Consider the following 24,022-nt stretch of genomic DNA (forward strand, 5'->3'; position numbering starts at 1 on the left):
CGCAACCTCATCTGGGCGGTCGATGGCGGGTGGAAGGGCGGGCGGCTGCGCACCCCCATCGCACCATGGCAAACGCGGCGGGTGAGCGCGCGTCATGACGTCGCGGATTGGGCCTTTCGGGGAAGAAACACGTCTCATGGGACTTTGTGAGCGCCCGACAAGCCGCCGCCTGCCGTAGGGCCCCGGCGGGGTGTCGGGGAACTCCGCGCCGGCGGCCCGTACCAGAGGCCGGGGCGCGGCGCGGCGCGGGGGAACGGGCGGAGCCGGGCGCGGGGTGCCGGGGCCGGCGGGAGGATGCCCTTCCCGCCGACCGGCGGGAACCGGGCCGTGGGACCTGCGGCACGGCTCGTCCGCGCGTCGCCCGCCGGTACCGCCGAGGTGCCGCGCGGCTGAGGACGGACCCGCCGGCGGCGGAGCGTCAGCGACCGCGCCGTGACCGGTCGACCGCACGCCACCTCGACACGGCCGCCGCGGCGAGCGTCGCGACCGTCCGGCCGAGGACCGCCCGGGCGCCGGCCGGGAGCGCGTCCCTCACCCGGTCCAGCGCGCTCAGTGGGACACCGGCCAGGGCGTTGCCCGGAGGCCGGCGGGGCACCGCCGGGTGCGGATGGGTCGGGGCGGTGCGGCGGACGGCCTCCCACGCCGTGCCCAGAGCGCGCAGGTGCTTCGGGTCGTGGCGCAGGGCTTCCTGCAACCGCGGCAGGAGCAGGTCCTCCTCGTCCCGGATGTCCTGCCGTATCAGCGCGAAGGCGCGCTCCACGAGCACGTCGCGGCGGGGGTCGGCGGGCCCGGTGCGCTCGATCTCGGCGACCAGGTCGTTGATCTCCTGGTGTTCCTCCTCGACCCGGGCGGTCAGGGCCTCGCCGTCGGGTGCCAGGCGGCGGAGCGCCGGCCACAGCACGGTCTCCTCGGCGAAGGCGTGGCTGAAGGTGAGCTGCACGATGTCCTTCAGCGTCCGCCGGCGCTCCTCCTCCGTTCGGCCGTCGGCCCGGTAGAGGTTCATGAGGCGGTCCAGTTCGGCGTGGTCGCGACGCTGCCGGACCAGGACGCTGCTCCTGCCGCCGAGTTCTTCCACGCTCTGCTGCGTGAGGGAGAGGGGCACCGTTTCTCCTAGTGGTCGATGGGGCGGTCGCCACCGCGGGCCGGCGGTGCGCCGGGAGCGGTCATCCCCGCCCCGGGGCGGGGCGCGGCCGGTCGCCGGCGGTGTTCGGGGGTGCGGAGCCGGCACTGCCGTGGCCGTCGGTCAGGTCGTGGAGCCACGGCACCGGACGGGCGACGCCCGTTCCGAGCAGGGATACTCCGTCGGCCGGGAGCGGGGCCTGCCGCACGGGGCCATGGGCGTGGGTCATGAGCCGACCTCTTTCTCGTGCGGCGGCGGAGCGCCGTCCGGCTCTCACGAGGCCGACTACCCCGCACCGGCCCTCCTAGACGAACAGGACCGAGGTCTTCGGGTGCGTGCAGCGGGGCCTCGACGGTTCGTGTGCGACGACGGACCCCGAAGCCCTCGCGACCGCGCCGTACGTGGGGATCGACGCCTCCCCGGCGGGGACGCGGCGGTGGGGAGGTCCGTCGGGGCCGACCGGTGCCGGGCCGTCGACGCCGTTGGTGGCGCGGGTCCTGCCCGGGTTCGTCTCCGGGATCCGTCGGCCGCGGTTTTCCCGCACCCCCGGACTTCCCCCGCTGCCCGGGCGGCCCGGCCGCGACGAGCGCCTGCGTGCCACGACCACCCCGACCGACGGCCGCCGGCCGCCCCCGCCGGGCGGGGCGGGGCCGACTGGGAACCGATCGGTTCGACCGCGTACCCAGGGAGCGACGGATCCGGGGAAGGCGGGCACTCGGGCGTGTACGGCCCCTCAGGGGTGTGCGGACGCGCGGGTGTGGCGGCGGACGGCGGTCGCGGTGAAGACGCCGGCGAGGGCCGAGGTGATGGCCAGGAGCAGGTAGCCCCAGGTGTAGTCACCGGCGGCCCCGTAGACCGCGCCCATGACGAGCGGGGGGAAGAACCCGCCCAGTCCTCCGGCGGCGCCGACGATGCCGGTGACCGAGCCGATCCGGTCGGCGGCCACGAGGCGGGCGACGAGGGCGAAGACGGCGCCCGACCCCGCGCCGAGGGCGGCGGCCATCCCGAGGAAGGCGAGGGTCCCGAACGGCATCAGGGGGAGGTCGAACGCCGCGAGGAAGGCCAGCGCGGTGATGGCGCCGTACAGCCAGACGAGTACCGGCACCGGATGGACCCGGTCGCAGAGCCATCCGCCGATCGGCCGCGCGGCGACGGCGAGCACGACGAAGCCCGCGGTGCGCAGGGCGGCGTCGGAACGTCCGAGGCCGTAGGCGGTGGTGAGGTACGTGGGCAGGTAGACGCTGAAGGCGACGAAGCCGCCGAAGGTGACGGCGTAGAGGAAGGAGAGCTGCCAGGTGACCGCCATCCGCATGCCGGCCGCCGTGCGCGAGAGGAGCGAGCCGCCCGGGGCGGCTCGCTCCGACCGGTCGCGCAGGAGGAAGTGCGCGGCGACGGCGTAGACGGCCAGGAGGACCGCGACGAGGTCGAAGGGGAAGCTGCGCCCGACGGCGTCGGAGAGCTGCACGGTGGTGAACGCCGAGATGGCGGTGCCGCCGGTGCCGATGCCGAAGACGCCCAGGGCCAGACCGCGCCGCTCGGGCGGGTACCAGGCGTTGACGAACGGCACGCCGATGGCGAAGGTGGTGCCGCCCAGCCCGAGGAAGAAGCCCCCGACGAGGTACCCGGCCAGGGAGTCGGCCAGATGGCCCAGGTAGAGGACCGGGAGGATGGTCAGGGCGACGACGAGGGGGAACATCCGGTGGGCCCCGAGGCGGTCGGTCAGCGCGCCGACCGGGATCCGGCCGAGGGAGCCGACGATCACGGGCACGGCCACGATCAGGGACTGCTGGAACGCGCTGAGGCCGAGGTCCTCGCGCAACGTCGGTCCGAGCGGGCTGAGGAGGGCCCACGCCCAGAAGCCGACCGTGAAGCCGACGGTGGCCAGGGCCAGCATCCGCGACTGCCGCGCGGGAGCGGGGGCGTGGCCTGATTGCGGTACGCCGAGGCGCCTCAAGGCGTTCTCCTTTCCGAGGAGCGGTCGCGCCCCCGCCGTCGTGACCGGGGGTCCGGTCCTTCCCGTGTGCCGGAGGCCGGCGGTGGCGGCGCGCTCGCCGTGGTGGGGGTGGGGCGGACGTGCCCCGGGACCGGACGGCCCCGGGGCGGGGCCGCCCGGTCCCGTCCCTGCCGTACGGGAGGAGCCCGGACCGGCTTGGGGGACACTCCACCGCCATTAGGTCATGAAACCGTAAGAAATCGTCACATACGGGTAGCTTGGGCGGTCGAGTGTCTCTCAAGCCCCTGCCCAGGCGAGGTGACGGAACGTGACAGACGGCAAGGTTCCCCCGGGGGCCGACCGGCCCGGTGGCGGCGTGTCCGACGGCCCGGCCGCCGACGCGCTGTTGCGTGTCGGGCGCTTCTTCACCCGGCGCGACGTCTCCCCCGACGGGCGGACGGTCTTCCTGGAGGGCGGCCGGCAGGGTGACGTGTTCTACCGGGACCGGTGGAGCCACGACAAGGTCGTCCGCTCCACCCACGGAGTGAACTGCACCGGCTCGTGCTCGTGGAAGGTCTACGTCAAGGACGGCATCATCACCTGGGAGAGCCAGCAGACCGACTACCCCTCGGTGGGCCCCGACTCCCCCGAGTACGAGCCGCGGGGCTGCCCCCGGGGCGCCGCGTTCTCCTGGTACACCTACTCGCCCACCCGGGTGCGCTTCCCCTACGCCCGGGGCGTCCTGGTCGAGATGTACCGCGAGGCCAGGGCCCGCCTGGGCGACCCGGTGCTGGCCTGGGCCGACGTGGTGGACGACCCGGAGCGCCGCCGCCGCTACCAGCGGGCCCGCGGCAAGGGCGGCCACGTGCGGGTGACGTGGGACGAGGCGGTCGAGATGGTCGCCGCCGCGCACGTGCACACCATCAGGCGGTGGGGCCCGGACCGCGTCGCGGGCTTCTCCCCGATCCCGGCGATGTCGATGGTGTCGCACGCGATCGGATCGAGGTTCATCGAGCTGATCGGCGGCTGCATGACCTCCTTCTACGACTGGTACGCCGACCTTCCGGTGGCGTCCCCGCAGGTCTTCGGGGACCAGACCGACGTGCCGGAGTCCGGCGACTGGTGGAACGCCGCCTACCTGGTCATGTGGGGCTCCAACGTCCCGGTCACCCGGACGCCCGACGCGCACTGGATGACCGAGGCCCGCTACCGGGGCCAGAAGGTGGTCGTGGTGTCGCCGGACTACGCGGACAACACCAAGTTCGCGGACCTGTGGCTGCACGCCCAGCCGGGCACCGACGGGGCCCTGGCCATGGCCATGGGCCACGTGATCCTCACCGAGTGCTTCGTCGAACGCCAGGTGCCGATGTTCGCCGACTACGTGCGCAGCTACACCGACCTGCCGTTCCTGGTGACGCTGGAGAGCCGTGGCGACGGCTTCGTACCGGGCAAGTTCCTGCGGGCCTCCGACCTCGGCGAGACGACCGAAGGGGCGCAGTGGAAGACGGTGCTCGTCGACGACCGCACGGGGGAGCCCGTCGTCCCGGGCGGCACGCTGGGGGAGCGGTGGACGGAGTCCGGCACGGGGCGCTGGAACCTCGACCTCGGCGGGACGGTCCCGCGGCTGACGCTCATCGGGGAGGGGGCGGACCCCGTCGAGGTCCTCCTCCCGCGGTTCGACACGGCGGACGCGAACGGCGCCGTGCTGCGCCGGGGCGTCCCCGCCCGGCGCGTCGGGGGGCGGCTCGTGACGACGGTCTTCGACCTGATGCTCGCCCAGTACGGGGTGCGGCGCGACGGCCTTCCCGGCGACTGGCCGACCGGCTACGACGACGCGAGCCGGCCCTGCACCCCGGCCTGGCAGGAGCAGCACACCTCGGTTCCGGCCCGGACCGCGATCCGGGTGGCGCGCGAGATGGCCCGCAGCTCCGAGCGGTCCGGCGGCCGCACCATGATCATCATGGGGGCGGGGATCTGCCAGTGGTTCCACGGGGACACGACGTACCGGGCGATCCTCGCGCTGCTCATGCTGACCGGGTCCATGGGACGCAACGGCGGCGGCTGGGCCCACTACGTCGGCCAGGAGAAGTGCCGCCCCCTCACCGGCTGGACCGCGCTGGCCATGGCGACCGACTGGCAGCGCCCGCCCCGGCAGATGATCGGCACGGCGTACTGGTACACCCACACCGACCAGTGGCGGTACGACGGGTACCGCGCCGACGCGCTCACCTCACCGCTGGCCCGCGGCGACCTCGCCGGAATGCACACCGCCGACACCCTCGCGCTGTCGGCCCGGCTCGGCTGGATGCCGTCCTACCCGCAGTTCGACCGGAACCCGCTCGACCTGGCCGACGAGGCCGACGCGGCGGGCGAGGACCCCTCCGCGTACGTCGGCCGCAAACTGGTCTCGGGCGAGCTGGGCTGGGCCTGCGAGGACCCGGACGCCGAGGAGAACTGGCCCCGCTGCCTCACCCTGTGGCGGGCCAACCTGCTCGGCTCCTCGGGCAAGGGGAACGAGTACTTCCTCAAGCACCTCCTCGGCACGCACTCCTCGGTGCGCGCCCAGCAGGCACCGCCGGAGAGCCGCCCCCGCGACGTCGTCTGGCGCGAGGACGCGCCGGAGGGAAAGCTGGACCTGCTGCTGGCCCTGGACTTCCGGATGACCAGCTCCACCCTCCTCGCGGACGTCGTCCTGCCCGCCGCGACCTGGTACGAGAAGCACGACCTGTCCTCGACCGACATGCACCCCTACGTGCACGCGTTCACGCCGGCGATCGACCCGCCCTGGGAGACCCGCTCCGACTTCGCCGCGTTCACGGCCATCGCCCGGCGCTTCAGCGAACTGGCGCGCGTCCACCTCGGCGTGCGCCGCGACGTCGTCGCCACCGCGCTGCAGCACGACACCCCGGGGGAGACCGCCCAGGCGCTGGGCGTCGTCCGCGACTGGCGGGACGGCGCGGCCGATCCGGTCCCCGGGCGGACGATGCCGGCGCTGACCGTGGTGACGCGGGACTACACGGCGGTCGCGGACAAGCTCGTCGCGCTCGGCCCGCTCACCGAGCAGGCGGGCCTGGCGGCCAAAGGACTGGTGCTCCACCCCGACGACGAGGTGGAGCACCTCGGGCGCGTGAACGGGGTGATGCTCGGCGGGGCGGGCGACGGACGGCCCGCCCTGGACACCGACGCCAAGATGGCCGAGGCCGTCCTCGCCCTCTCCGGGACCACCAACGGCCGACTCGCCGTCCAGGGGTTCCGCTCCGTCCAGGAGCGCGTCGGGCGCCCGCTCGCCCACCTCGCCGAGGGCAGCGAGGAGCGGCGGATCACCTTCGCCGACACCCAGGCCCGGCCCGTGCCCGTCCTGACCAGCCCGGAGTGGTCCGGCAGCGAGACCGGCGGCCGGCGCTACGCCGCGTTCACGGTCAACGTCGAGGAGCTCAAGCCCTGGCACACGCTCACCGGGCGCATGCACTTCCTCCTCGACCACGACTGGATCCACGAGTTCGGCGAGACGCTCCCCGTCTACCGGCCGCCGCTGGACATGCACCGGCTGTTCGGGGAACCCAGGATCGGCCCGGACGGCGGCAGGCAGGTCACCGTCCGCTACCTGACCCCGCACTCGAAGTGGTCCATCCACTCCGAGTACCAGGACAACCTGTTCATGCTCTCCCTGTCCCGCGGCGGCCCCACCGTGTGGATGAGCCCGGCCGACGCCGAGGCGATCGGGGTGAGCGACAACGAATGGGTCGAAGCGGTCAACCGCAACGGCGTCATGGTGCTGCGCGCCATCGTCTCGCACCGCATGCCCACCGGCACGGTCTTCGTCTACCACGTGCAGGAACGCGTCGTGAACGTCCCCGTCGCCGAGACCGGCGGGCGGCGCGGCGGCATCCACAACTCCCTGACCCGCATCCTCGTCAAACCCACCCACCTCATCGGCGGGTACGCGCAGTTGTCGTTCGCCTTCAACTACCTCGGCCCCACGGGCAACCAGCGCGACGAGGTCACCGTGATCCGCCGCCGCTCCCAGGAGGTGACGTACTGATGCCGGACGACAAGCCGATCGGACGCTGCATGGCGCAACTGGCCATGGTGATGAACCTCGACAAGTGCATCGGCTGCCACACCTGCTCGGTCACCTGCAAACAGGCGTGGACCAACCGCAGCGGCGTCGAGTACGTCTGGTTCAACAACGTCGAGACCCGGCCCGGACAGGGCTACCCGCGGCGCTACCAGGACCAGGAGCGGTGGCGGGGCGGCTGGGTCCGCACCCGCGGCGGCCGTCTCCGGCTCAAGGCCGGCGGACGGGTGCGCAAGCTGTTCACCCTCTTCGCCAACCCGGTGCTCCCGCACATCCGCGACTACTACGAGCCCTGGACCTACGACTACGAGAACCTCACCACCGCACCGCTCTCCGACGACTTCCCGGTCGCGCAGCCGAAGTCGCTGATCTCCGGCGAGCCGATGCGCGTGGAGTGGAGCGCCAACTGGGACGACAACCTCGGCGGCGGCGCCGAGGTGTGCGACGGCGACCCGATCATCGAACGCATCCGGCGCGAGGCCGAGGAGAAGGTGCGCTTCCAGTACGAGCAGGCGTACATGTTCTACCTGCCGCGCATCTGCGAGCACTGCCTGAACCCCTCGTGCGTCGCCTCCTGCCCCTCGGGGGCGCTGTACAAGCGGTCCGAGGACGGCATCGTCCTCGTCGACCAGGACCGCTGCCGGGGCTGGCGGATGTGCGTGACCGGCTGCCCGTACAAGAAGGTCTACTTCAACCACCGCACCGGCAAGGCCGAGAAGTGCACGTTCTGCTACCCCCGCGTCGAGGTCGGCCTGCCCACCGTGTGCTCCGAGACCTGCGTGGGGCGCCTGCGCTACATCGGGCTGGTCCTCTACGACGCCGACCGGGTCGGCGCCGCCGCCTCCGTCGCCGACGAGAAGGACCTCTACCAGGCGCAGTTGGACGTGCTCCTGGACCCGTCCGACCCGCGGGTGATCGCGGCGGCCCGCCGGGACGGCATCCCCGACGACTGGCTGGACGCCGCGCGCCGCTCCCCGGTCCACGCCCTGATCAAGGACTACCGGGTGGCGCTCCCGCTCCATCCGGAGTTCCGCACGATGCCGATGGTCTGGTACGTGCCGCCCCTCTCCCCGATCGTCGACGCGCTGACCGACACCGGCCACGACGGCGAGGACGTCGACAACCTGTTCGGCGCCGTCGACACGCTGCGGATCCCGATCGAGTACCTCGCCGAACTGTTCACCGCCGGCGACCCCGACCCCGTCCGCCTGGTGCTGCGGCGGCTGTCCGCCATGCGCTCCTACATGCGGGCCGTCAACCTCGGCGACCCGCCCGACGAGCGGGTCGCCGAGGCGGTCGGGATGACCGGGCACGAGCTCACCTCGCTCTACCGGCTGCTCGCCGTCGCCAAGTACCACGACCGCTACGTCATCCCCACCGCCTACGAGGAGCAGGGCCGGCAACTGGAGGAGACCGGTTGCAGCCTCGACTTCGAAGGCGGCCCGGGGATGTACGGCAGCGGCCCCTTCGGGGAGGCGTCGGGTCGGCCCGTGCCCGTGTCCGTCGAGACGTTCCACGCGCTCAAGGAACGCCAGACCACCAGCGGCCTGGCGGACCCGCAGGAGCCGGGCGCCCGCGTCAACCTGCTGAACTGGGACGGCAAGGGCCGCCCCGAGGGCCTCTTCCCGCCCGAGCCCCCGCACCCCGAGGAGAAGCCGTGATCGCCGAGCGCCACGCCGCGGTGGTCTGCCAGGCCGCCGCCGTCCTGCTGCAGTATCCCGACGAAACCGTCCGGGACCGCGTCCCCCTGGTCGCCGACGCCGTGCCGGCGCTGCCTCCCGGAGCGGCACGCTCGGCGCTGACCCGCTTCCTCGACCACTTCGCGGCCGCGCCGCCGCGCGACCTCGCCGAGCACTACGTCGCCACCTTCGACCGGCGCCGCCGCTGCTGCCTCCACCTGACCTGGTGGACCGACGGCGAGACCCGCCGCCGCGGCGGGTCGCTGGCCGCCCTGAAGGACCGCTACCGCCGCCACGGCCTCGAACTCGGCGACGGCGAGCTGCCCGACTACCTGCCGGTCGTCCTCGAGTACGCGGCCACCGGCGACCTGGCCGACGGACTCGCCCTCCTCCAGGAGCACCGCGCCGGTGTCGAGCTGCTCCGGCTGGCCCTGCGGGACGCCGGCTCCCCCTACACCGCGGTGGTCGAGGCCGTGTGCGCCCTGCTGCCCGGCCCTTCCCCGCAGGACCGGGCCGCCGCCCGGCGCCTGGCCCGCACCGGGCCGCCCCAGGAGACCGTCGGCGTGGAGCCCTTCGGCCTGGAACCCTTCGGCTCGGCCCCCGCGGGAGGTGTCCGGCGATGAGCGCCCTCGACACCTTCCTGTGGGGCGTCCTGCCCTACGTCACCCTCGTCGTCCTCGTCGGCGGCACCGTCTGGCGGTACCGGTACGACCAGTTCGGCTGGACCACCCGCTCCTCCGAACTGTACGAGTCCCGGCTGCTGCGCATCGGCAGCCCCCTCTTCCACTTCGGCATCCTCGTCGTCGTCGTCGGCCACGTGATCGGCCTCGTCATCCCCGAGGGCTGGACCACGAACGCGGGCCTCTCCGAGCACGCGTACCACGTGCAGGCCCTCGTCCTCGGCGGCGTCGCCGGCTTCGCCACCCTGGCCGGCGCGGGGATCCTCGTCTACCGCCGACGCGCCACCGGACCCGTGTTCATGGCCACCACGCGCAACGACAAGGCCATGTACGTCGTCCTCGTCGCGGCCTTGGTCGCCGGACTCGCCACCACCCTGCTGGGCACGGGGACGGTCGGCGGGGAGCACAACTACCGCGAGACCGTCTCCCCCTGGTTCCGCTCCGTCTTCCTCCTGCGGCCGAACATCGACTCGATGGCGGCCGCGCCGTTCGCCTTCGAGCTCCACACGCTCATCGGCATGCTGCTCTTCGCCATCTGGCCGTTCACCCGGCTCGTCCACGCCTTCACCGCCCCCCTCGGCTACCTGTTCCGCCCGTACGTCGTCTACCGGTCCCGCTCCACCCCCCTCCCGGCGCGGGGTCCCCGCCGCGCCTGGCAGCGCCCGAACCCGTGACGGGAGCCGGCGGCGGACGACCGGCGTGCGCCCCGGCATGCCGTCCCCGGCCCGGGGGAGGCGGCGCCGGCCACCGCGCCCTGTGACCGCGGCGACGGCGGTCCACCGCACGCGGTCGTGGCCACGGCCCCGGAAGGCACCCGCCACGCGGACCGGCCGGCGGCGTGCCCGGGCGTCCGGGACGGGGCCGGCCGCCGCCCTCGTGGCAGGGCCGGCCGGCCCGGACAGGTACGAGGGCGCGTACGGCAGGTGCCGCACACGTGGATCATCTGTTGTGCGGCGGTGATCCGGCTCTCCGGAAGGATCCGGGTGACGGCGTGCGGCGGGGCGCGGCTCACGGGCGCGAGGGGCCGGGGCGGAGCCCGGCCCCCGACCACGACCGCGGCGAAGTAGGCTGAGGCCCACACGCCGGACCACCGTGCGGTCCGGCGTGCTTCCATGGACGGGAAGACCGGAGTGGACGGGATGAGGGGAGGCACCATGGTGATGGTGCCGGAGACGGCCGCACCGCCCGGGCGGGCGCCGGCGGTGGGACGCCACTCCAGTGTGGTCTTCTCCGACGACCGGCAGTGGGCGGAGCACCTCTGCGCGTTCGTCCGCGGCGGCTTGGACCGGGGCGAGCAGGTGCGGTACTTCGCGGACACGACCGATCCCGAGCGGGTCCTGCGCGCGCTCACCGACGCGGGGATCGACGCGAGGACCGCCGTGACCCGCGGGCAGCTGTGCGTGTCGCTGGCCGCGCAGACGTACCTCGCCGGCACCGGTTTCGACCCGGACGGGATGATCGGCCTGTGGCACGACGCGGTCGAGGAGGCTTCCGCCCGCGGGCATCGGGGGCTGCGGGCGATCGGTGAGATGTCCTGGGCCGCGCGGAACGTGGCCGGTGCCGACCGGCTCCTGGAGTACGAGCTGCGGGTCCACCACGAGGTCTTCGAGCGGTTGCCGCTGACGGCCTGGTGCTTCTACGACCGCCGCCTGCTGCCCGACGCGCACGTGGACGTCCTGGCGGGCGCCCACCTGACGCACCGGGGGGACCCCGTCGCCGAGCCGGCGCTGCACGTGGCCCCGCTGACCGACCGCCCCGGTTTCCTGATGTCCGGATCCGCCGGATACGACACGCGGAGCGTCGTGGCCGCCGCGGCCGCCGCGGTCAGGGGTGCTTCGGCCCCGCGGGTGGAACTGGACTTCACGGCCCTGCGCCACCTGGACGCCGCGTCACTGGCCACCCTGGCCGACGCCGCGGCGGGGCGGCCCGGGGACGCGCCGCTGCGCGTCCGGCAGCCGCCCCCCTCGCTACGACGGCTGCTGGAGCTGTTCCCCGCGCTCGGTTCCGAAATGGAGGTGGTGGGCCGATGACGACCTCCATGCGATCGGCCGGCGAAGAGGGCCGGCAGGACCTCTTCTTCCACCCGGCGCTGTTCTACGGGACCGAGGAGGAGTACCTCGACGGCCTCGGGGCCTTCGTACGGGGCGCGTTGGACGACGGGCAGCCCGTGCTGGTCGCCGTCCCCGGTTGGCGCCTCCCGCTGCTGCGGGACGCGCTCGACGGCGCCCGCGAGCACGTCACGTGGGTGGACATGACCGACGCGGGGCGCAACCCGGGGCGGATCCTGTCGATGCTCCAGGAGTTCGCCGACCGCCAGGACGCGTCCGCTCCGGTGTCGATCGTGGGGGAGCCGATCTGGGTCGGGCGCACGCCGGCGGAGACGTGGGAGGCGACCCGCCACGAGGCGCTGATCAACCTCGCCTTCGAGGGGCGCCGGGCCAGCATCCTGTGCCCCTACGACATCGCGTTGCCCGAGGACGTGCTGGCACAGGCGTACCGGACCCACCCGGTCGTCGGTGCCCCGGGGGCCTACCGCGCCAGCTCCCGTTACGCCGATCCGCACGACGTCTGCCGCGACTGCGACACCCCGCTGCCCGAGCCGGCGGACGCCGTCGTCGTCCCGTTCGGCGAGCAGGACCTGGCGCCCACGCGCGACGAGGCCGACCGCTGGGCGGCGGCCACCGGCCTGTCGCCGGCGCGTCGCACGGACTGGCTCCTCGCCGTCAGCGAGGCGATCAGTAACTCGGTGCGCCACGGCGGTGGCAGCGGGTCCCTGCGCATGTGGAGGGACGCCGGTGAACTCGTCGCGGAGATCAGCGACGGGGGCCGCCTCGCCGATCCCCTCACGGGCCGCCGCCGCCCCGATCCCTACGCGCCGACCGGCGGCCGAGGCGTGTGGATCATGCATCAGCTGTGTGATCTGGTGGAGATCCGCGCGTCGGTACGGGGCCTCGTCCTGCGCCTGCACATGCGGATGGAGTGAGACACGAGGCAGGGGGAGCGGCCCCGCGGTCCCGCACGGGAGAACCGGCCGCGAAGCCGTGACCCCCGCGCCCGTGCGGGACGGAGCCCGGCGCCGTCCGGGCGCGGGGAAGCGCCCCCGGACGGCCGGGGAGGGAAGGCCCCCGGCGCGGCCCGACCCGGGAGCGGCGGTGCCACGCGGCACCGCCGGCTCCGACACCGGCGGGTCTCCGCGGCCCCGCCGGTTGCGGGCGCGTCGTTCCGCGCCCACCCCCTTCCGGCCGGGCGGTGCAGGCGTACGGCGACCGCCCGGGTCGTCTCGCGGGCGAAGGGCGAGAACCCATGCCCGTGGGACGTCCTCCGGGCGCCGGTGGCGAGTCCGCTCGACCGCAATCGGCGCGGCGGCCGGGCAGAGCCCCTCCGGACGGGGAAACCGCCCCGGCCCCGCCGACGTCTCCGCAGGCCCCGGGGCGCCCCTCCGACGGCAGACCGGGGCGCCGCCCCCGGTCCGGACCGGTTCGGTTCCCGGCTACCCCTCCGGGGCGGTTCCGGCCGACTCGGGGAAGTAGCGCGTGAACGCGTCGGGGCTCACCCCCATCGTCTCCCCGAAGGGGGTGGCCAGGTAGTGGATGAGGAGCCCGAGGAACACGGTCAGCAGGACCATGCCCATCACCATCACCAGGTTGCTGATCCCGCGTCCGATTCCGTAGAAGAACAGGATCCAGAACGAGAGGATGGCCCCGACCGCCATCCCGGCCCACAGCAACGGTGACAGCGTCTCCTGCGAGACCGCTTCCCGGCCCCGGCGGGCGTCGTCGAGCACGGCGAGCTGGCCGAGCAGTTCCGCGGCCGTCGCCTGCTGGGGAGGGGGAGCGTCGGCCGGGGCCGCGGCCGCCGCGCGCAGTTGCCGCACCAGCGACCAGCCGGGCTCGCCCGGCTGCTCGTGCTGCTGCATCCGCGGCCATTCGTACTGGACCACATGGGCGGCGTAACGCTCGGCCAGGGCGTCGATCCGCGCGGCCCGGGAAGCCGGCATGCCTTCGGAGAGGACCGTCATCTGGTGCAGGGCGCCCGCCTCGGTGGAGGTGTGGCCCTCGGCCGCGCTCCTCATCTCCCAGACGTTGACCAGGGACAGGCCGAGGAGCAGCGCGTACAGCAGGGCGATCATCATCGACATGTACTCGGCGGCGTCCCCGCCCTCCTCGTCCCCGTCGGCGGCGCGGTGGAAGCGGCGCCAGACGAGGATCGCCGCCGCGGCGAGCAGCGCGACCAGCAGACCGAGGGCCAGTGCCTCGAAGGCGTGGCTCATGACGACTCCTCGCACGGGTGGCGGAACGGCCGCGTGGTCACAGCCGGCGTCCCGCCAGCACGATCAGCACCACCGCGGGCAGAAGCAGGAGCAGCAGGGACATGAGGGGGCTGAGCGTTCTGTCCCGCCGGGGCGCCTCGTCCGCCCGCGGGGGCAGGTACGCGCTCGTGGGACTCTCGGAGGGGCGGGGTTCGACGCGCTTTCCGGGGGGCGGGGTGGTACCGGCGGCCGAGGGGGTGCGCGGGTCCCGACGCTCCAGCTCCCCGGGAGGGACGAGCCCGGCGGGGGGCGGAAGCGCCAGGGCGGCGTCGTCCGACGAACCCGGCGCGGGAGCCGCGCCGGCGGCGCCCGGTGCGGGTGCCGGTGTCGGGCCCGGCGCGGCCTCGGGAGCGGTCTCGGAGGTGGCCTCCGGGGCGGCTTCGGCAGTGGCCTCGGGGGTGGCCTCCGGGACGGCTTCGGGAGTGGCCTCGGGGAGGGTCTCAGGGGTGGTGCCGGGGACGGCTTCGGGGGCGGCCTCGACGGCGGCGCCGGGAGGGATCCCGGGGACGGCCGCGGCGGTACCGGGAGCGGTCGCGGGGGCCTCGGGGGCGGCTGCGGTGCCGGGGGCGGCTGTGGCGGCGGCCCCGGGTGCGGCCTCGGCGGCGGTGCCGGGCACGGCCCCGGGTGCGGCCTCGGTGGCGGTGCCGGGCACGGCCCCGGGTGCGGCCTCGGTGGCGGTGCCGGGCACGGCCCCGGGTGCGGCCTCGGTGGCGGTGCCGGGCATGGCCCCGGGAACAGCCGCCGCCGCCCCCGGCACCGCAGGCACCGCGGGCGCGGGCGGCGCGGCGCTCGGGCCGGCGGGTGCCGTGAGAAGCGGTGCCGCGCCGGCCACCAGGGGCGGAGCCGCGACGAGCCCGCCGGTCGAGCCGAGAGTGGACAGGAAGTCGCTGCCCCGCACTTCGGGCGTGCTGGGGTAGACACCCGGCTGGAGACCGGCCACGGTCGCGGTGCAGACGACGGCGGCACCCGGGGCCAGGGCCTGCGGTGGGGCCGGCTGGCCGTCGCAGACGACCGGGGACTGCCCCAGGGCCTGGTCGGTGAGCTGTACGTCGTAGACCGTGCTGTTGCCCTGGTTGGTGATCGTGTACTGGACCACCGGGAGGGGCTCCGCGGCGGTGTTGACGGCGACGTCGAGCGCCAGGGCGCCGGCCACGCCCTGGTATCCCGCGTCCGCGGAGGCGAGGGTCTCCATGCCGAGCGAGGGGATCTCCCCCCGCGCGACCACCGTGGCCGTCTGCACCCCGGGCGCGGCGCTCACCCGCGACACGCAGGTGACGGTGGTCAGCCCCCGCATGGCGAAGCCCTGGCCCTCCGGGCAGTGCAGGGCGGCCTCCGGGACGGCGGGGTCGGTGACCGTGACCCGGTGCAGGTCGGCACCCGAACGGTTGGTCAGCCGGTACTCCTTGACGACCACGTCCCCGACCCGGACCCCGGTGCGCTCCGCCTCCCGCCCCGGCCGCGTGTTGACGGTCACGGAGAGGTCGAGCGCCCGGGGCCCCACTCCGTCGGCGACGGCCCGCGAGGTCCAGGAGGCCGGCGACCAACCGCCCACCGGGGCCACCAGGAGCAGCGCTCCGACGGTGAGCAGCAGGGTTCTCGTGCGGGTGGAGGCACTGACCGCCATCCGAGGTCTCCTTTCCGGCCCCGGGCGCCCCGGTGGCGATCAGCGTCAGCCGCCGGCCGGGAACGGGAAAGCCGGGCGCCCGGCGATTGGGCCGATCGGGCGGCGAGTGCACGAGGACGGCCGATCCCGGCCCGCCGGACCCGCCCGGCGGGAGGAATCCGACACGGACGGCCCACCGCAGCCGACACGCGGTTGAGGCAGCCGGCCTAAGCCAGAACCGCCGCGCGGCCCGGAATCGCCAGGCGCCGCGCGACCCGCGGGTGAAGCGGCCCGGAGGATCGGCGGCCGTCTCCGCCCGGGCGCCGACACTGTGCACAGGACCGGTGGCCATCAGCCCAGGAGCACACCGGCATCACGGGAGGCGGTCGTCATGGCAAGCGGCACTGTTCTGCTGGCACTGCGGGAGATCCCCTCGGGCGGAGGCGTCGGCACCGAGCAACTGCGCCGCATCGGCAAAGAGCTGGAGGAGCAGGGGCTGGAGCCCCGGTGGGCCGCCAGCACCGAGGACGTCCGGGCCACCTTGCACACGGAGGCGGGGCTCGCCGCGGCCGTGGTCGCCTGGGACCTACCGGGCGCCGCCGGTGACGGCCAGGGCGGCGCCGAGGTCCTGCGCCAGCTCCAGCGGCGCTACAAGCGGCTGCCGGTCTTCCTGCTCATGGAGGACGGGTCCGAGCGCGACCTCGAACACCTGCCGCTGTGGGTCTCCGAGGCGGTCGTCGGCTACATCTGGCCGCTGGAGGACACCGCCCCGTTCATCGCCGGCCGTGTCGTGGCGGCCGCCCACACCTACCACCAGAACCTCCTGCCGCCGTTCTTCAAGGCGCTGCGCCGCTTCGACGACGCGCACGAGTACTCCTGGCACACCCCCGCGCACTCCGGTGGCGTCGCCTTCCTCAAGTCCGCGCCGGGCCGGGCCTTCTTCGAATACTTCGGCGAGCGCCTCTTCCGCAGCGACCTGTCCATCTCGGTGGGCGCGCTGGGGTCCCTCTTCGAACACAACGGCCCGATCGGCGACGCCGAGCGCAACGCCGCCCGCGTGTTCGGCTCCGACCGCACGTACTTCGTCCTGCACGGCGACTCCACCGCCGACCGCATGGTGGGGCACTACAGCGTCACCTCCGACGAGATCGCGCTGGTCGACCGCAACTGCCACAAGTCCGTACTGCACGGGCTGGTCCTCTCCGGCGCCCGCCCCGTCTACCTGGTGCCGACCCGCAACGGCTACGGACTGGCCGGTCCCCTGCCGCCGAACGAGATCGCCGCGGACGCCGTGGCCGCCCGGGTCGCGGCGAACCCGCTGGCGGCCGGAGCGGCCTCCCGGCAGGCCCAGTACGCGGTGCTGACCAACTCGACGTACGACGGACTGTGCTACGACACCATCGCGACGGCACACGCCCTCGCCCCGAGCACGCCGCGGCTGCACTTCGACGAGGCGTGGTTCGCCTACGCCCGGTTCCACCCCCTGTACGCCGGGCGCTTCGGGATGGCCGTGGGTCCGGACACCTTCGCCGGCGCCGACCGGCCCACCGTCTTCTCCACGCAGTCCACGCACAAGCTGCTCGCCGCGCTGTCGCAGACGGCGATGGTCCACGTCAAGTCCTCGCCCCGCGCCCCCGTCGAGCACGAGCGCTTCAACGAGGCGTTCATGATGCACGGCACCACCTCGCCCCTCTACCCGGCGATCGCCTCCCTCGACGTGGCGACCGCCATGATGGACGGACCGCAGGGGCAGTGGCTGATCGACGAGGCGGTGACCGAGGCCGTCCGCTTCCGCCAGGCCGTCGTGCGGACCGGCCGGCGGATCGCCGACGCGGGGGACCGTCCCGGATGGTTCTTCGGGGTCTGGCAGCCCGACGCCGTCACCGACCCGGCCACCGGCGAGCGCGTCCCCTTCGCCGACGCCCCCACCGAACTGCTGCGCGGCGAGCCCGCCTGCTGGCTGCTGGAGCCCGGCGCGGACTGGCACGGCTTCCGCGACCTCAGCGAGGGCTACTGCATGCTGGACCCCATCAAGGTCACCCTGACCTGCCCGGGGGTGACGGCCACCGGCGAGACGTCGCCCTGGGGCATCCCGGCGCGGGTCCTGACGTCGTACCTGGCCGACCGGGGCATCGTCGTGGAGAAGACCGACAGCTACACGACGCTGGTCCTCTTCTCCATGGGGATCACCAAGGGCAAGTGGGGCACCCTGATGGACGCCCTGATGGACTTCAAGGCCCTGTACGACACGGACGCGCCCCTGGAGGAGGTGCTGCCCGCCCTCGTCGAGCAGTTCCCGCTGCGGTACGGCGGGACCACCCTGCGCGGCCTGTGCCAGGAGATGCACGAGCACCTCACCCACGCCGAGCTGATCGGCGCCCTCGACACGGCGTTCCAGCGGCTGCCCGAGCCCGTGGAACCGCCCCAGCGCTGCTACCAGCGGCTCATCCGGGGCGGTACCGAACGCCTCCGGCTCGGGGAGGCCGCCGGGCGCGTCGCCGCCGCCATGGTCACGGTGACCCCGCCGGGCATCCCGGTGCTGATGCCCGGCGAGTCCGTCGGGGCCCCGGACGGCCCGCTCCTGCGGTACCTGCGCGCCCTGGAGGCGTTCGACCGGGCGTTCCCCGGGTTCCACAGCGAGGCCCACGGCGTCACCATGGACCCGGAGAACGGGGACTACCTGATCGAGTGCGTCAGGCTCCCACAGGGCTGACGAGCGGCCGGCCGCCTCGTGCCGGGAGGCGCCCCGCCGGCCCCCGGCCGTGCGGGGCGCCCGGTGCGCGCGCCTCCGCCCCGGTCGTCACACCGCCCGGCCGCCCCGCACGTCCCCCGCGTCCCTCGCGTGCTTCGTGCCCAGGGAGACCAGGTAGCGCCCGTCGTCCTCCGGCAGGTTGCGGTGGACGACGTCGGACAGGGAGCGGGTCCGCCGCAGGATCTCCATCCCCTCGGGGGAGAAGGTGGCCGGGGTGAAGAGCCTCGGTGACAGCAGGGGGTTGGTGAGGGCTTCGGAGAACGAGTCGATGCCGATGATCCGCCCCAGCAGATTGCCGAAGAGGCTGCCGTGCCTCCTGTCCTCGGCGAAGATGCCGACGTACAGGTCCAGTTCGTCCACATCGGTGTACAGGTCGTACAGCGCCTCGCGCACGACCGGGTCGCCGGAGACCTGGCGCAGGTCCGTGACGCGCGGGAAACCGAAGTGCTCCCGGTAGTCGTTGTAGGACGCCACCTGCAGCTCACGGCTGACCTCCAGGCTGCGGGTCTCGGTGGGCAGCAGCAGGGGGTCGGTGTTGAACAGCCCCATCCGCCCGGCCGGCTGGCGGGAGAGGTCGTCGAAGAGGGGCCCCATGCCCCGGTCCTCCAGGAGGCGGCCGTTGGCCAGGGTGTGGAGGAGGGGGACGTCCTCGCCGTCGATCCGGTAGCTGGAGGGAATGAGGCTGTGCCACCGGTAGACCAGGCTGAACTCGATGGTCGACCAGTTCTCCCGGTGCCAGCTCGCCCTGACGGTGCGCGTCGGGTCGAGGATGAACCGGAAGTGGTAGGGGGTCAGGTGGTTGATGTACTCCTCCAGCACCAGCCGGATCGTCATCACCACCAGGATGTTGCGGGTGGTCTGGAAGACCCGCTCGTCGTCCCACGTCGGGTGCGCCCGGGTCAGCAGCCCGGCGATCCGGTTGTGCTCGCGCAGGAACAGCACGTTCACCAGCATCGGGCCGATGTGGGCGTGCGCGCGGTCGCCGCCCGTCGCGAACACGGTGTCGCGCAGCGGCTCGGGCACGTCCTCCCAGCGCACCGGCTTCAGGGCGTCGAACTGGGCCTTGATCTGCCCGTTCTCGCACAGGAGCGGCGGGAACTCGCCGCCGTTGACGACGCGGCTCTTCAGCCGTCCGCCGTCGAACTCCCGCAGGCACGAGGTCACCTCCTCGTCCGCCCCGTACAACTGCACCAGGTCGATGGTGTGCGGGGAGTCCGTGCGCCGCGGGTCGCCGCCCCGGCCGTGGCCGCGCAGGAACCCGTCGGTGAACCACTGGGCGAAGGCGGGCAGGAGCGCGGTCGAGCGGTGGCAGGTCTCCCCGGCGCCTTCGCGGCGGAAGAGCTCGGCCGCCCGCTCCGGCGCGGGGCGCCCCGGATGCGGGGCGGTGTCCGGAGGGAGGTGCCGGCCCACGTAGGACCGGTCCGTGAGCGAGGGCCACGAGGTGTAGGGCGCCATCGTGCTCAGCGGGTTGGGGCGGGGAGGCGCCTTGAGGATGGCCAGGTCGGTCAGGACCGCGTTCGTCCTGCGGTGCAGCCACCGGTTGCGCTGGACCGCCCGCCACAACGGCTCGTAGTGGGTGAGCACGTGCGCCTCGACGCGGTTGCGCAGCCCGTCCCGGGACGGGTCCCGACCGTCGCCGGTCGGCGCGTCCGCCTTGCGGGAGGTGGTGGTCATCTGGGCCCTGCTCTCTGGTCGGCACCCCGTGCGAGGTCGTGCGCTTCGGACGTCTCACCCCCCGGTGGGGAAGGGGCGGGAAGGGTCAGGAAGGGGCCGCGCCCCCCGTGGCCACGGTGTAGTGCTGGGGGTACGGGGTGCCCGCGTAGTCCATCGCGCCGTCGGCCCCGGGCAGGGGCCTGACGCCGGGGCGCAGCAGTACCCGGTGCACCATCTCCGGGACGATCGCCCGGGCCGGGTACCTGCCCACGCAGTCGTGCGCCCCGTGCCCGAGCACCATGTTGTGCACCGGTGTGCGGTCCGGACGGAAGGCGTACGGCTCCTCGACCACCGTCTCGTCGAACATCGCCGACGCCATGCACGCGTGGACGACCGTGCCCGCCGCCAGGCGCGTCTCCCGCGGCGTGCCCGCGGCCAGGACGTGGCCGCGCACGCACAGCCTCGGTGTCGACGGCACGAAGGGGTGGAAGCGCAGCGCCTCCCAGACGTGGGCGTCGAAGGACGCGGGGTCGGGCCCGGACGCCAGCCGCTCCGCCTCGGCCAGCGCGTCGGGGCGCGCCGCCAGCTCCTTCAGCGCCGTCGCCGCGCACTGGGTGGCGTTCTGCTGGTAGCCGATGAGGTAGCCGACGAGCTGGTGGTTGATCCGCTCGTCGTCCATCTCCGCCCCCGGGGGGAGGACGGTCCGCAGCATCCGGTCGAGGACGTCCTTCGGCGGCCCGCCGTCCGCCCCGGTCCCGGGCGCGGCGGCACGGCGCCGTTCGATGACGGCGGCGACGAGGTCGTGCAGCTCCTTGCCCGCCGCCACCCCCGACGCGTGCACCTCGGGGTCCCTGTCGGGGTTGACGAAGACGGCCCACTGCACCCGGCGGGAGAGCCGGTGGAGGGTCCTCTCGTCCACACCGGTGAAGCCGAGGTACTCGACGGCGACGCGAGCGGCGACCGGGGCCGCGTACTCCTGGATGTAGTCGAACGTCGTACGGCCCTGGCCGTGCGCCTCCGCCACCGCCCGGTCGAGCGCGTCGTCGGCGAGTCGGGCGGTGAGCCGGCGGACCGGGCCGAAGTCCTCCGCCGGCAGCATCAACTGTGCGTGGCCCCGGTCGTGCCAGTGGACGTCGGCGCCGTCACGGGCCAGCATGAACGGCCCGTGCAGGGCCTCCTCCAGCGTCGGCCCGTACACGCCCACGGTGAACACGTCCGGGGTGGACAGCACCTCGACCACGTCCGGCATGCGGGTGACGAAGACGCCGACCGGGGTGGCGAACACCGGGCGGGCGGCGCGCAACTCCCGGAAGAGGGCCGGCCCGTCGCCCTTCATGCGCTGCCGGAGCAGCGCGACACGCCGTGCCGCGTCGCTCTCCGGAATGGCGTCGTACGCCGCGAGGAAGTCCATGGGCCCACCCAGACGTGGCAGGGCGGCACGGAAGGCCGCCGACGGGATCCCTCCCATTACGGCACACCGGTCCTCCTCGCGCACCCCGGTCACGCTGGCCGCGTGAACGGCCTGCTCCTTCCAGAGACACGGCCGCGCGCCGCCGCCCTCCCGCGCGGCCGACCGCCCAGCATGGGGGCCGGGGACCGGCCCCGGCAGCGACAGGAAGGCCAGACAGCATGTTCCGACAAGGCGAACCGCCCCCCGTCCTCCCGGCGCGCGGGGCCCCCACGCCGGAGGAGCGGGCCGGGGCGCGGGCTTCGGACCGGGGCGGACGCGCCGGGGGAGCACGGTGACGGCCACGGCCGGCGGAGGGACGGGCGCCTTGCCCGCCGGACCCCCGGCCGTCACCGTCCCGGTCACCGGCGCGGAGTACACCGGCTACCTGGTGGGGATCGTCGTCCTGCCCTTCGTCGTCCTCGCCGCCGCCCTCCCCGCCGCGTGGGAATGGGGGGCGGGCCCCCTCGACATCGCGCTCGGACTGGGCATGTACGCGATCTCGATCGCGGGCATCTCGACCGGCTACCACCGTCACTTCACCCACCTGTCCTTCAAGGCGAAACAGCCCTTGCGCGTCGCCCTGGCGCTGGCCGGCGGCATGGCCATGGAAGGCCCGGTCTCCCTGTGGGTCGCGGAGCACCGCCGCCACCACCAGTTCTCCGACCGGGAGGGCGACCCGCACTCGCCGTGGGCCTTCGGTACCGGGCGCCGGGCCCTCCTCAGGGGGCTCTGGCACGCGCAGGTCGGCTGGTTCGCACGACGGCGGCGCGCGAACATCGCCCGCTACGCCCCGGACATCCTCAACGACCCCGTCATCAGCCGCCTGGACCGCTGGTACGGGCTCACCCTGACCGTCTCGCTCGCCCTGCCGCCCCTCGTCGGAGGGCTGTGGACCATGTCCTGGCACGGGGCCGCCACCGCGTTCTTCTGGGGGAGCCTCGTCCGCTACGCCGTCGTCCACCACGTCACCTGGTCGGTCAACTCCGTCGCCCACGCCTTCGGCCCGCAGCACTACGCGAGCCGGGACCAGTCGCGTGACGTGCGCTGGGTGGCCCTGCTCACCTTCGGCGAGGGCTGGCACAACCTGCACCACGCGGACCCGACCAGCGCCCGGCACGGTGCTCTGCGGGGCCAGTTCGATGCCACCGCGGCACTCATCCGGCTCTTCGAACGCCTCGGGTGGGCCCATGACGTCCGCTGGCCGGACCGGAGCCGGCTCGCCGCACGACGCCGCGTACCGGCCGACCCGGACGGCGGCTGCCGCGCCGCCGGCGGTGCCCGGTCCCGCGGTGGTCGCACGACGGAGTGAATGACGTGGCCGGCCGGTGTGTCGCGGTGATCCGGTGGCACCGCGACAGGCGGGCGGGGTGATAAGCAAGGACCGTCCGATCACCCGCCTGCACGAGCGCCGGCCGTCCCCGCGCGCCGACGCCCCGAGGACCCCGTGCAGACCAGCGGTGGCCACCGACCCCGTCTTCCCGCCCGCCGGAGGTGTCCCGTTGGACCCGAGCAACCGCGACGCCGCCGTCACCGGCATCGGACTCCTGTCCCCGGCGGGGGTCTGCGCCGACGAGACGTGGAAGGTCATGCTCCGCGGCGAGTCGACGGCGCGACCCGACCCCGTCCTCGAAGGGCTGCGGACCGACTTCTCCTGCGCGGTCCCCGACTACCCCGTCCGTGCGCTGCTCGGCCACGCGGTGACGCGCCGCCTCGACCCGTACGCCCAGATGGCGGTGGTCGCCGCGCGCCAGGCGGTGGGCGACGCCGGCCTGGACCCGGGGGAGTGGCGCAGCGAACGCGTCGCGGTCGTGCTCGGCGTGGGCAGCAACAGCCTGCACACGTACGAGGAGCCCTTCCGGCTCCTGCGCGATAACCGCAGCGACCGCGTCTCCCCCCTCCAGATCACGCGCAGCGTACCCAGCATGGCCGCCGCGGAGGTGGCACTCGACCTGGGCGCGCACGGCGTGAACTTCACCACCAGCAGCGCCTGCGCCTCCGGGGCCACCGCCCTGGGGGTGGCGCTGGACCTCCTGCGGAGCGGCCGCTGCGACGTCGTCCTCGCCGGCGGGAGCGAGTCCGCCCGCAGCCGGATGACGGCCGCGTGCTTCATCCAGATGCGGGCCATGTCGTCGCGCCGCGGCGACCCCGCCACCGCCTCCCGGCCCTTCGACACCGAACGGGACGGGTTCGTCCCCGGCGAGGGAGCGGCCGTCCTGGTGCTCGAACGGGCCGAGGACGCGCACCGGCGCGGCGCCGACGTCCACGGCTACCTGGCGGGGTACGGGGCGAGCGCCGACGCCCACCATCCGGCGGCCCCCCACCCGGAGGGCCGGGGCGCGCGGACGGCGGTGCTGGCCGCGCTCGACGACGCCGGCTGCGCCCCCGGGGACGTCGACCACGTCAACGCGCACGCCACCTCCACGCCGCTCAACGACGTCACCGAGGCGCGGCTGCTGCGCCGCCTCTTCGCGCACGACCCGCCGGTCACCGCCAACAAGAGCGTCATCGGCCACGCGCTGGGAGCCGCGGGCGCGATCGAGGCGGCCCTGACCGCGCTGACCCTGCGGCACGGCGTGATCCCCCCGACGGCCAACCTGCGGCGCCAGGAAGCGGGCGCGGAACTGGACGTCGTCACGGGCCGGCCCCGGACGGCCCGCATGCGGACCGCCCTCAGCACGTCGTTCGGGTTCGGAGGGCAGAACACCGCGCTCGTCTTCCGCGCCCCCTGACCCGCGGGCGGGGCGCCCCGACGGCCGACCACCGGG

Annotated in this window: 16 protein-coding genes; 9 read left to right on the forward strand and 7 right to left on the reverse strand. The window is 74.3% G+C overall.

Going from position 1 to position 24,022, the window contains the following annotated elements:
- Positions 1-418: 418 nt before the first annotated feature.
- The 3 genes from RND61_RS25555 to RND61_RS25565 form a co-directional block, all read right to left on the reverse strand.
- Positions 419-1,102, reverse strand: a complete 684-nt coding sequence (locus RND61_RS25555; protein ID WP_315880448.1) for a hemerythrin domain-containing protein — start codon at positions 1,100-1,102, stop codon at positions 419-421.
- Between the two features lie 61 nt (positions 1,103-1,163).
- Positions 1,164-1,349, reverse strand: coding sequence for a hypothetical protein (locus tag RND61_RS25560; protein ID WP_315880449.1), 186 nt, complete (start codon positions 1,347-1,349; stop codon positions 1,164-1,166).
- A 504-nt stretch (positions 1,350-1,853) separates the two neighbouring features.
- Positions 1,854-3,014, reverse strand: coding sequence for an MFS transporter (locus RND61_RS25565; RefSeq protein ID WP_315880496.1), 1,161 nt, complete (start codon positions 3,012-3,014; stop codon positions 1,854-1,856).
- A 367-nt stretch (positions 3,015-3,381) separates the two neighbouring features.
- Here RND61_RS25565 and RND61_RS25570 point away from each other — a divergent pair, with 367 nt between their 5' ends.
- The 6 genes from RND61_RS25570 (at position 3,382) to RND61_RS25595 (ending at position 12,473) form a co-directional block, all read left to right on the forward strand.
- Entirely contained in the window at positions 3,382-7,095 is a 3,714-nt protein-coding gene (locus RND61_RS25570; protein ID WP_391654129.1) for a nitrate reductase subunit alpha, read from the forward strand.
- Entirely contained in the window at positions 7,095-8,792 is a 1,698-nt protein-coding gene (narH, locus tag RND61_RS25575) for a nitrate reductase subunit beta (protein WP_315880450.1), read from the forward strand. The genes RND61_RS25570 and narH overlap by 1 nt, the downstream gene beginning before the upstream one ends.
- Positions 8,789-9,433, forward strand: a complete 645-nt coding sequence (gene narJ, locus RND61_RS25580; RefSeq protein WP_315880451.1) for a nitrate reductase molybdenum cofactor assembly chaperone — start codon at positions 8,789-8,791, stop codon at positions 9,431-9,433. The genes narH and narJ overlap by 4 nt, the downstream gene beginning before the upstream one ends.
- The gene (gene narI / locus RND61_RS25585) at positions 9,430-10,164 is read left to right on the forward strand and encodes a respiratory nitrate reductase subunit gamma (RefSeq protein ID WP_315880452.1); all 735 of its coding nucleotides are present in this window, start codon (positions 9,430-9,432) and stop codon (positions 10,162-10,164) included. Before narJ ends, narI begins: the two co-directional genes overlap by 4 nt.
- 480 nt (positions 10,165-10,644) lie before the next feature.
- Positions 10,645-11,520 (forward strand): MEDS domain-containing protein, encoded by an 876-nt coding sequence (locus RND61_RS25590; RefSeq protein WP_315880453.1) that lies wholly within the window; start codon positions 10,645-10,647, stop codon positions 11,518-11,520.
- Positions 11,517-12,473: a sensor histidine kinase gene (locus RND61_RS25595; protein WP_315880454.1), complete on the forward strand. Its 957-nt coding sequence runs from the start codon at positions 11,517-11,519 to the stop codon at positions 12,471-12,473. Before RND61_RS25590 ends, RND61_RS25595 begins: the two co-directional genes overlap by 4 nt.
- 507 nt (positions 12,474-12,980) lie before the next feature.
- On the opposite strand, the gene RND61_RS25600 is transcribed toward RND61_RS25595, so the two are convergent.
- Both RND61_RS25600 and RND61_RS25605 read right to left on the reverse strand, forming a co-directional pair.
- Positions 12,981-13,760 carry a bestrophin-like domain gene (locus tag RND61_RS25600; RefSeq protein ID WP_315880455.1) on the reverse strand — a complete coding sequence of 260 codons (780 nt, stop codon included), beginning with the start codon at positions 13,758-13,760 and terminating at the stop codon, positions 12,981-12,983.
- A gap of 37 nt (positions 13,761-13,797) precedes the next feature.
- On the reverse strand, positions 13,798-15,423 hold the full coding sequence (locus RND61_RS25605) for a DUF7507 domain-containing protein (protein ID WP_315880456.1): 1,626 nt from the start codon (positions 15,421-15,423) through the stop codon (positions 13,798-13,800).
- Positions 15,424-15,793: 370 nt separating this feature from the next.
- Between RND61_RS25605 and RND61_RS25610 the strand changes: the two genes are divergently transcribed.
- The gene (locus RND61_RS25610; protein WP_315880457.1) at positions 15,794-18,115 is read left to right on the forward strand and encodes an Orn/Lys/Arg family decarboxylase; all 2,322 of its coding nucleotides are present in this window, start codon (positions 15,794-15,796) and stop codon (positions 18,113-18,115) included.
- An 87-nt stretch (positions 18,116-18,202) separates the two neighbouring features.
- On the opposite strand, the gene RND61_RS25615 is transcribed toward RND61_RS25610, so the two are convergent.
- Together RND61_RS25615 and RND61_RS25620 are read right to left on the reverse strand one after the other, a co-directional pair.
- Positions 18,203-19,828 (reverse strand): peroxidase family protein, encoded by a 1,626-nt coding sequence (locus tag RND61_RS25615; protein ID WP_315880458.1) that lies wholly within the window; start codon positions 19,826-19,828, stop codon positions 18,203-18,205.
- Between the two features lie 85 nt (positions 19,829-19,913).
- The gene (locus tag RND61_RS25620) at positions 19,914-21,218 is read right to left on the reverse strand and encodes a cytochrome P450 (protein WP_315880459.1); all 1,305 of its coding nucleotides are present in this window, start codon (positions 21,216-21,218) and stop codon (positions 19,914-19,916) included.
- A 364-nt stretch (positions 21,219-21,582) separates the two neighbouring features.
- On the opposite strand from RND61_RS25620, the gene RND61_RS25625 reads away from it, so the two are divergent.
- Entirely contained in the window at positions 21,583-22,566 is a 984-nt protein-coding gene (locus tag RND61_RS25625) for an acyl-CoA desaturase (protein WP_315880460.1), read from the forward strand.
- A gap of 190 nt (positions 22,567-22,756) precedes the next feature.
- A complete protein-coding gene (locus RND61_RS25630; RefSeq protein ID WP_315880461.1) occupies positions 22,757-23,986 on the forward strand; it encodes a beta-ketoacyl-[acyl-carrier-protein] synthase family protein in 1,230 nt (409 codons plus the stop codon).
- The last annotated feature ends 36 nt before the right edge of the window (positions 23,987-24,022 follow it).

This window comes from Streptomyces tamarix (assembly GCF_032423885.1).
Classification (GTDB): Bacteria; Actinomycetota; Actinomycetes; order Streptomycetales; family Streptomycetaceae; genus Streptomyces; species Streptomyces tamarix.

Bases quoted from the DNA above. Each gene is read 5' to 3' on its own strand.
- RND61_RS25560 (WP_315880449.1), bottom strand. From the start codon at position 1,349: ATGACCCACGCCCATGGCCCCGTGCGGCAGGCCCCGCTCCCGGCCGAC.
- RND61_RS25590 (WP_315880453.1), top strand. From the start codon at position 10,645: ATGGTGATGGTGCCGGAGACGGCCGCACCGCCCGGGCGGGCGCCGGCG.
- RND61_RS25565 (WP_315880496.1), bottom strand. From the start codon at position 3,014: ATGCTGGCCCTGGCCACCGTCGGCTTCACGGTCGGCTTCTGGGCGTGG.
- RND61_RS25610 (WP_315880457.1), top strand. From the start codon at position 15,794: ATGGCAAGCGGCACTGTTCTGCTGGCACTGCGGGAGATCCCCTCGGGC.
- narI (WP_315880452.1), top strand. From the start codon at position 9,430: ATGAGCGCCCTCGACACCTTCCTGTGGGGCGTCCTGCCCTACGTCACC.
- narH (WP_315880450.1), top strand. From the start codon at position 7,095: ATGCCGGACGACAAGCCGATCGGACGCTGCATGGCGCAACTGGCCATG.
- RND61_RS25620 (WP_315880459.1), bottom strand. From the start codon at position 21,218: ATGGACTTCCTCGCGGCGTACGACGCCATTCCGGAGAGCGACGCGGCA.
- RND61_RS25595 (WP_315880454.1), top strand. From the start codon at position 11,517: ATGACGACCTCCATGCGATCGGCCGGCGAAGAGGGCCGGCAGGACCTC.
- RND61_RS25600 (WP_315880455.1), bottom strand. From the start codon at position 13,760: ATGAGCCACGCCTTCGAGGCACTGGCCCTCGGTCTGCTGGTCGCGCTG.
- RND61_RS25605 (WP_315880456.1), bottom strand. From the start codon at position 15,423: ATGGCGGTCAGTGCCTCCACCCGCACGAGAACCCTGCTGCTCACCGTC.
- RND61_RS25615 (WP_315880458.1), bottom strand. From the start codon at position 19,828: ATGACCACCACCTCCCGCAAGGCGGACGCGCCGACCGGCGACGGTCGG.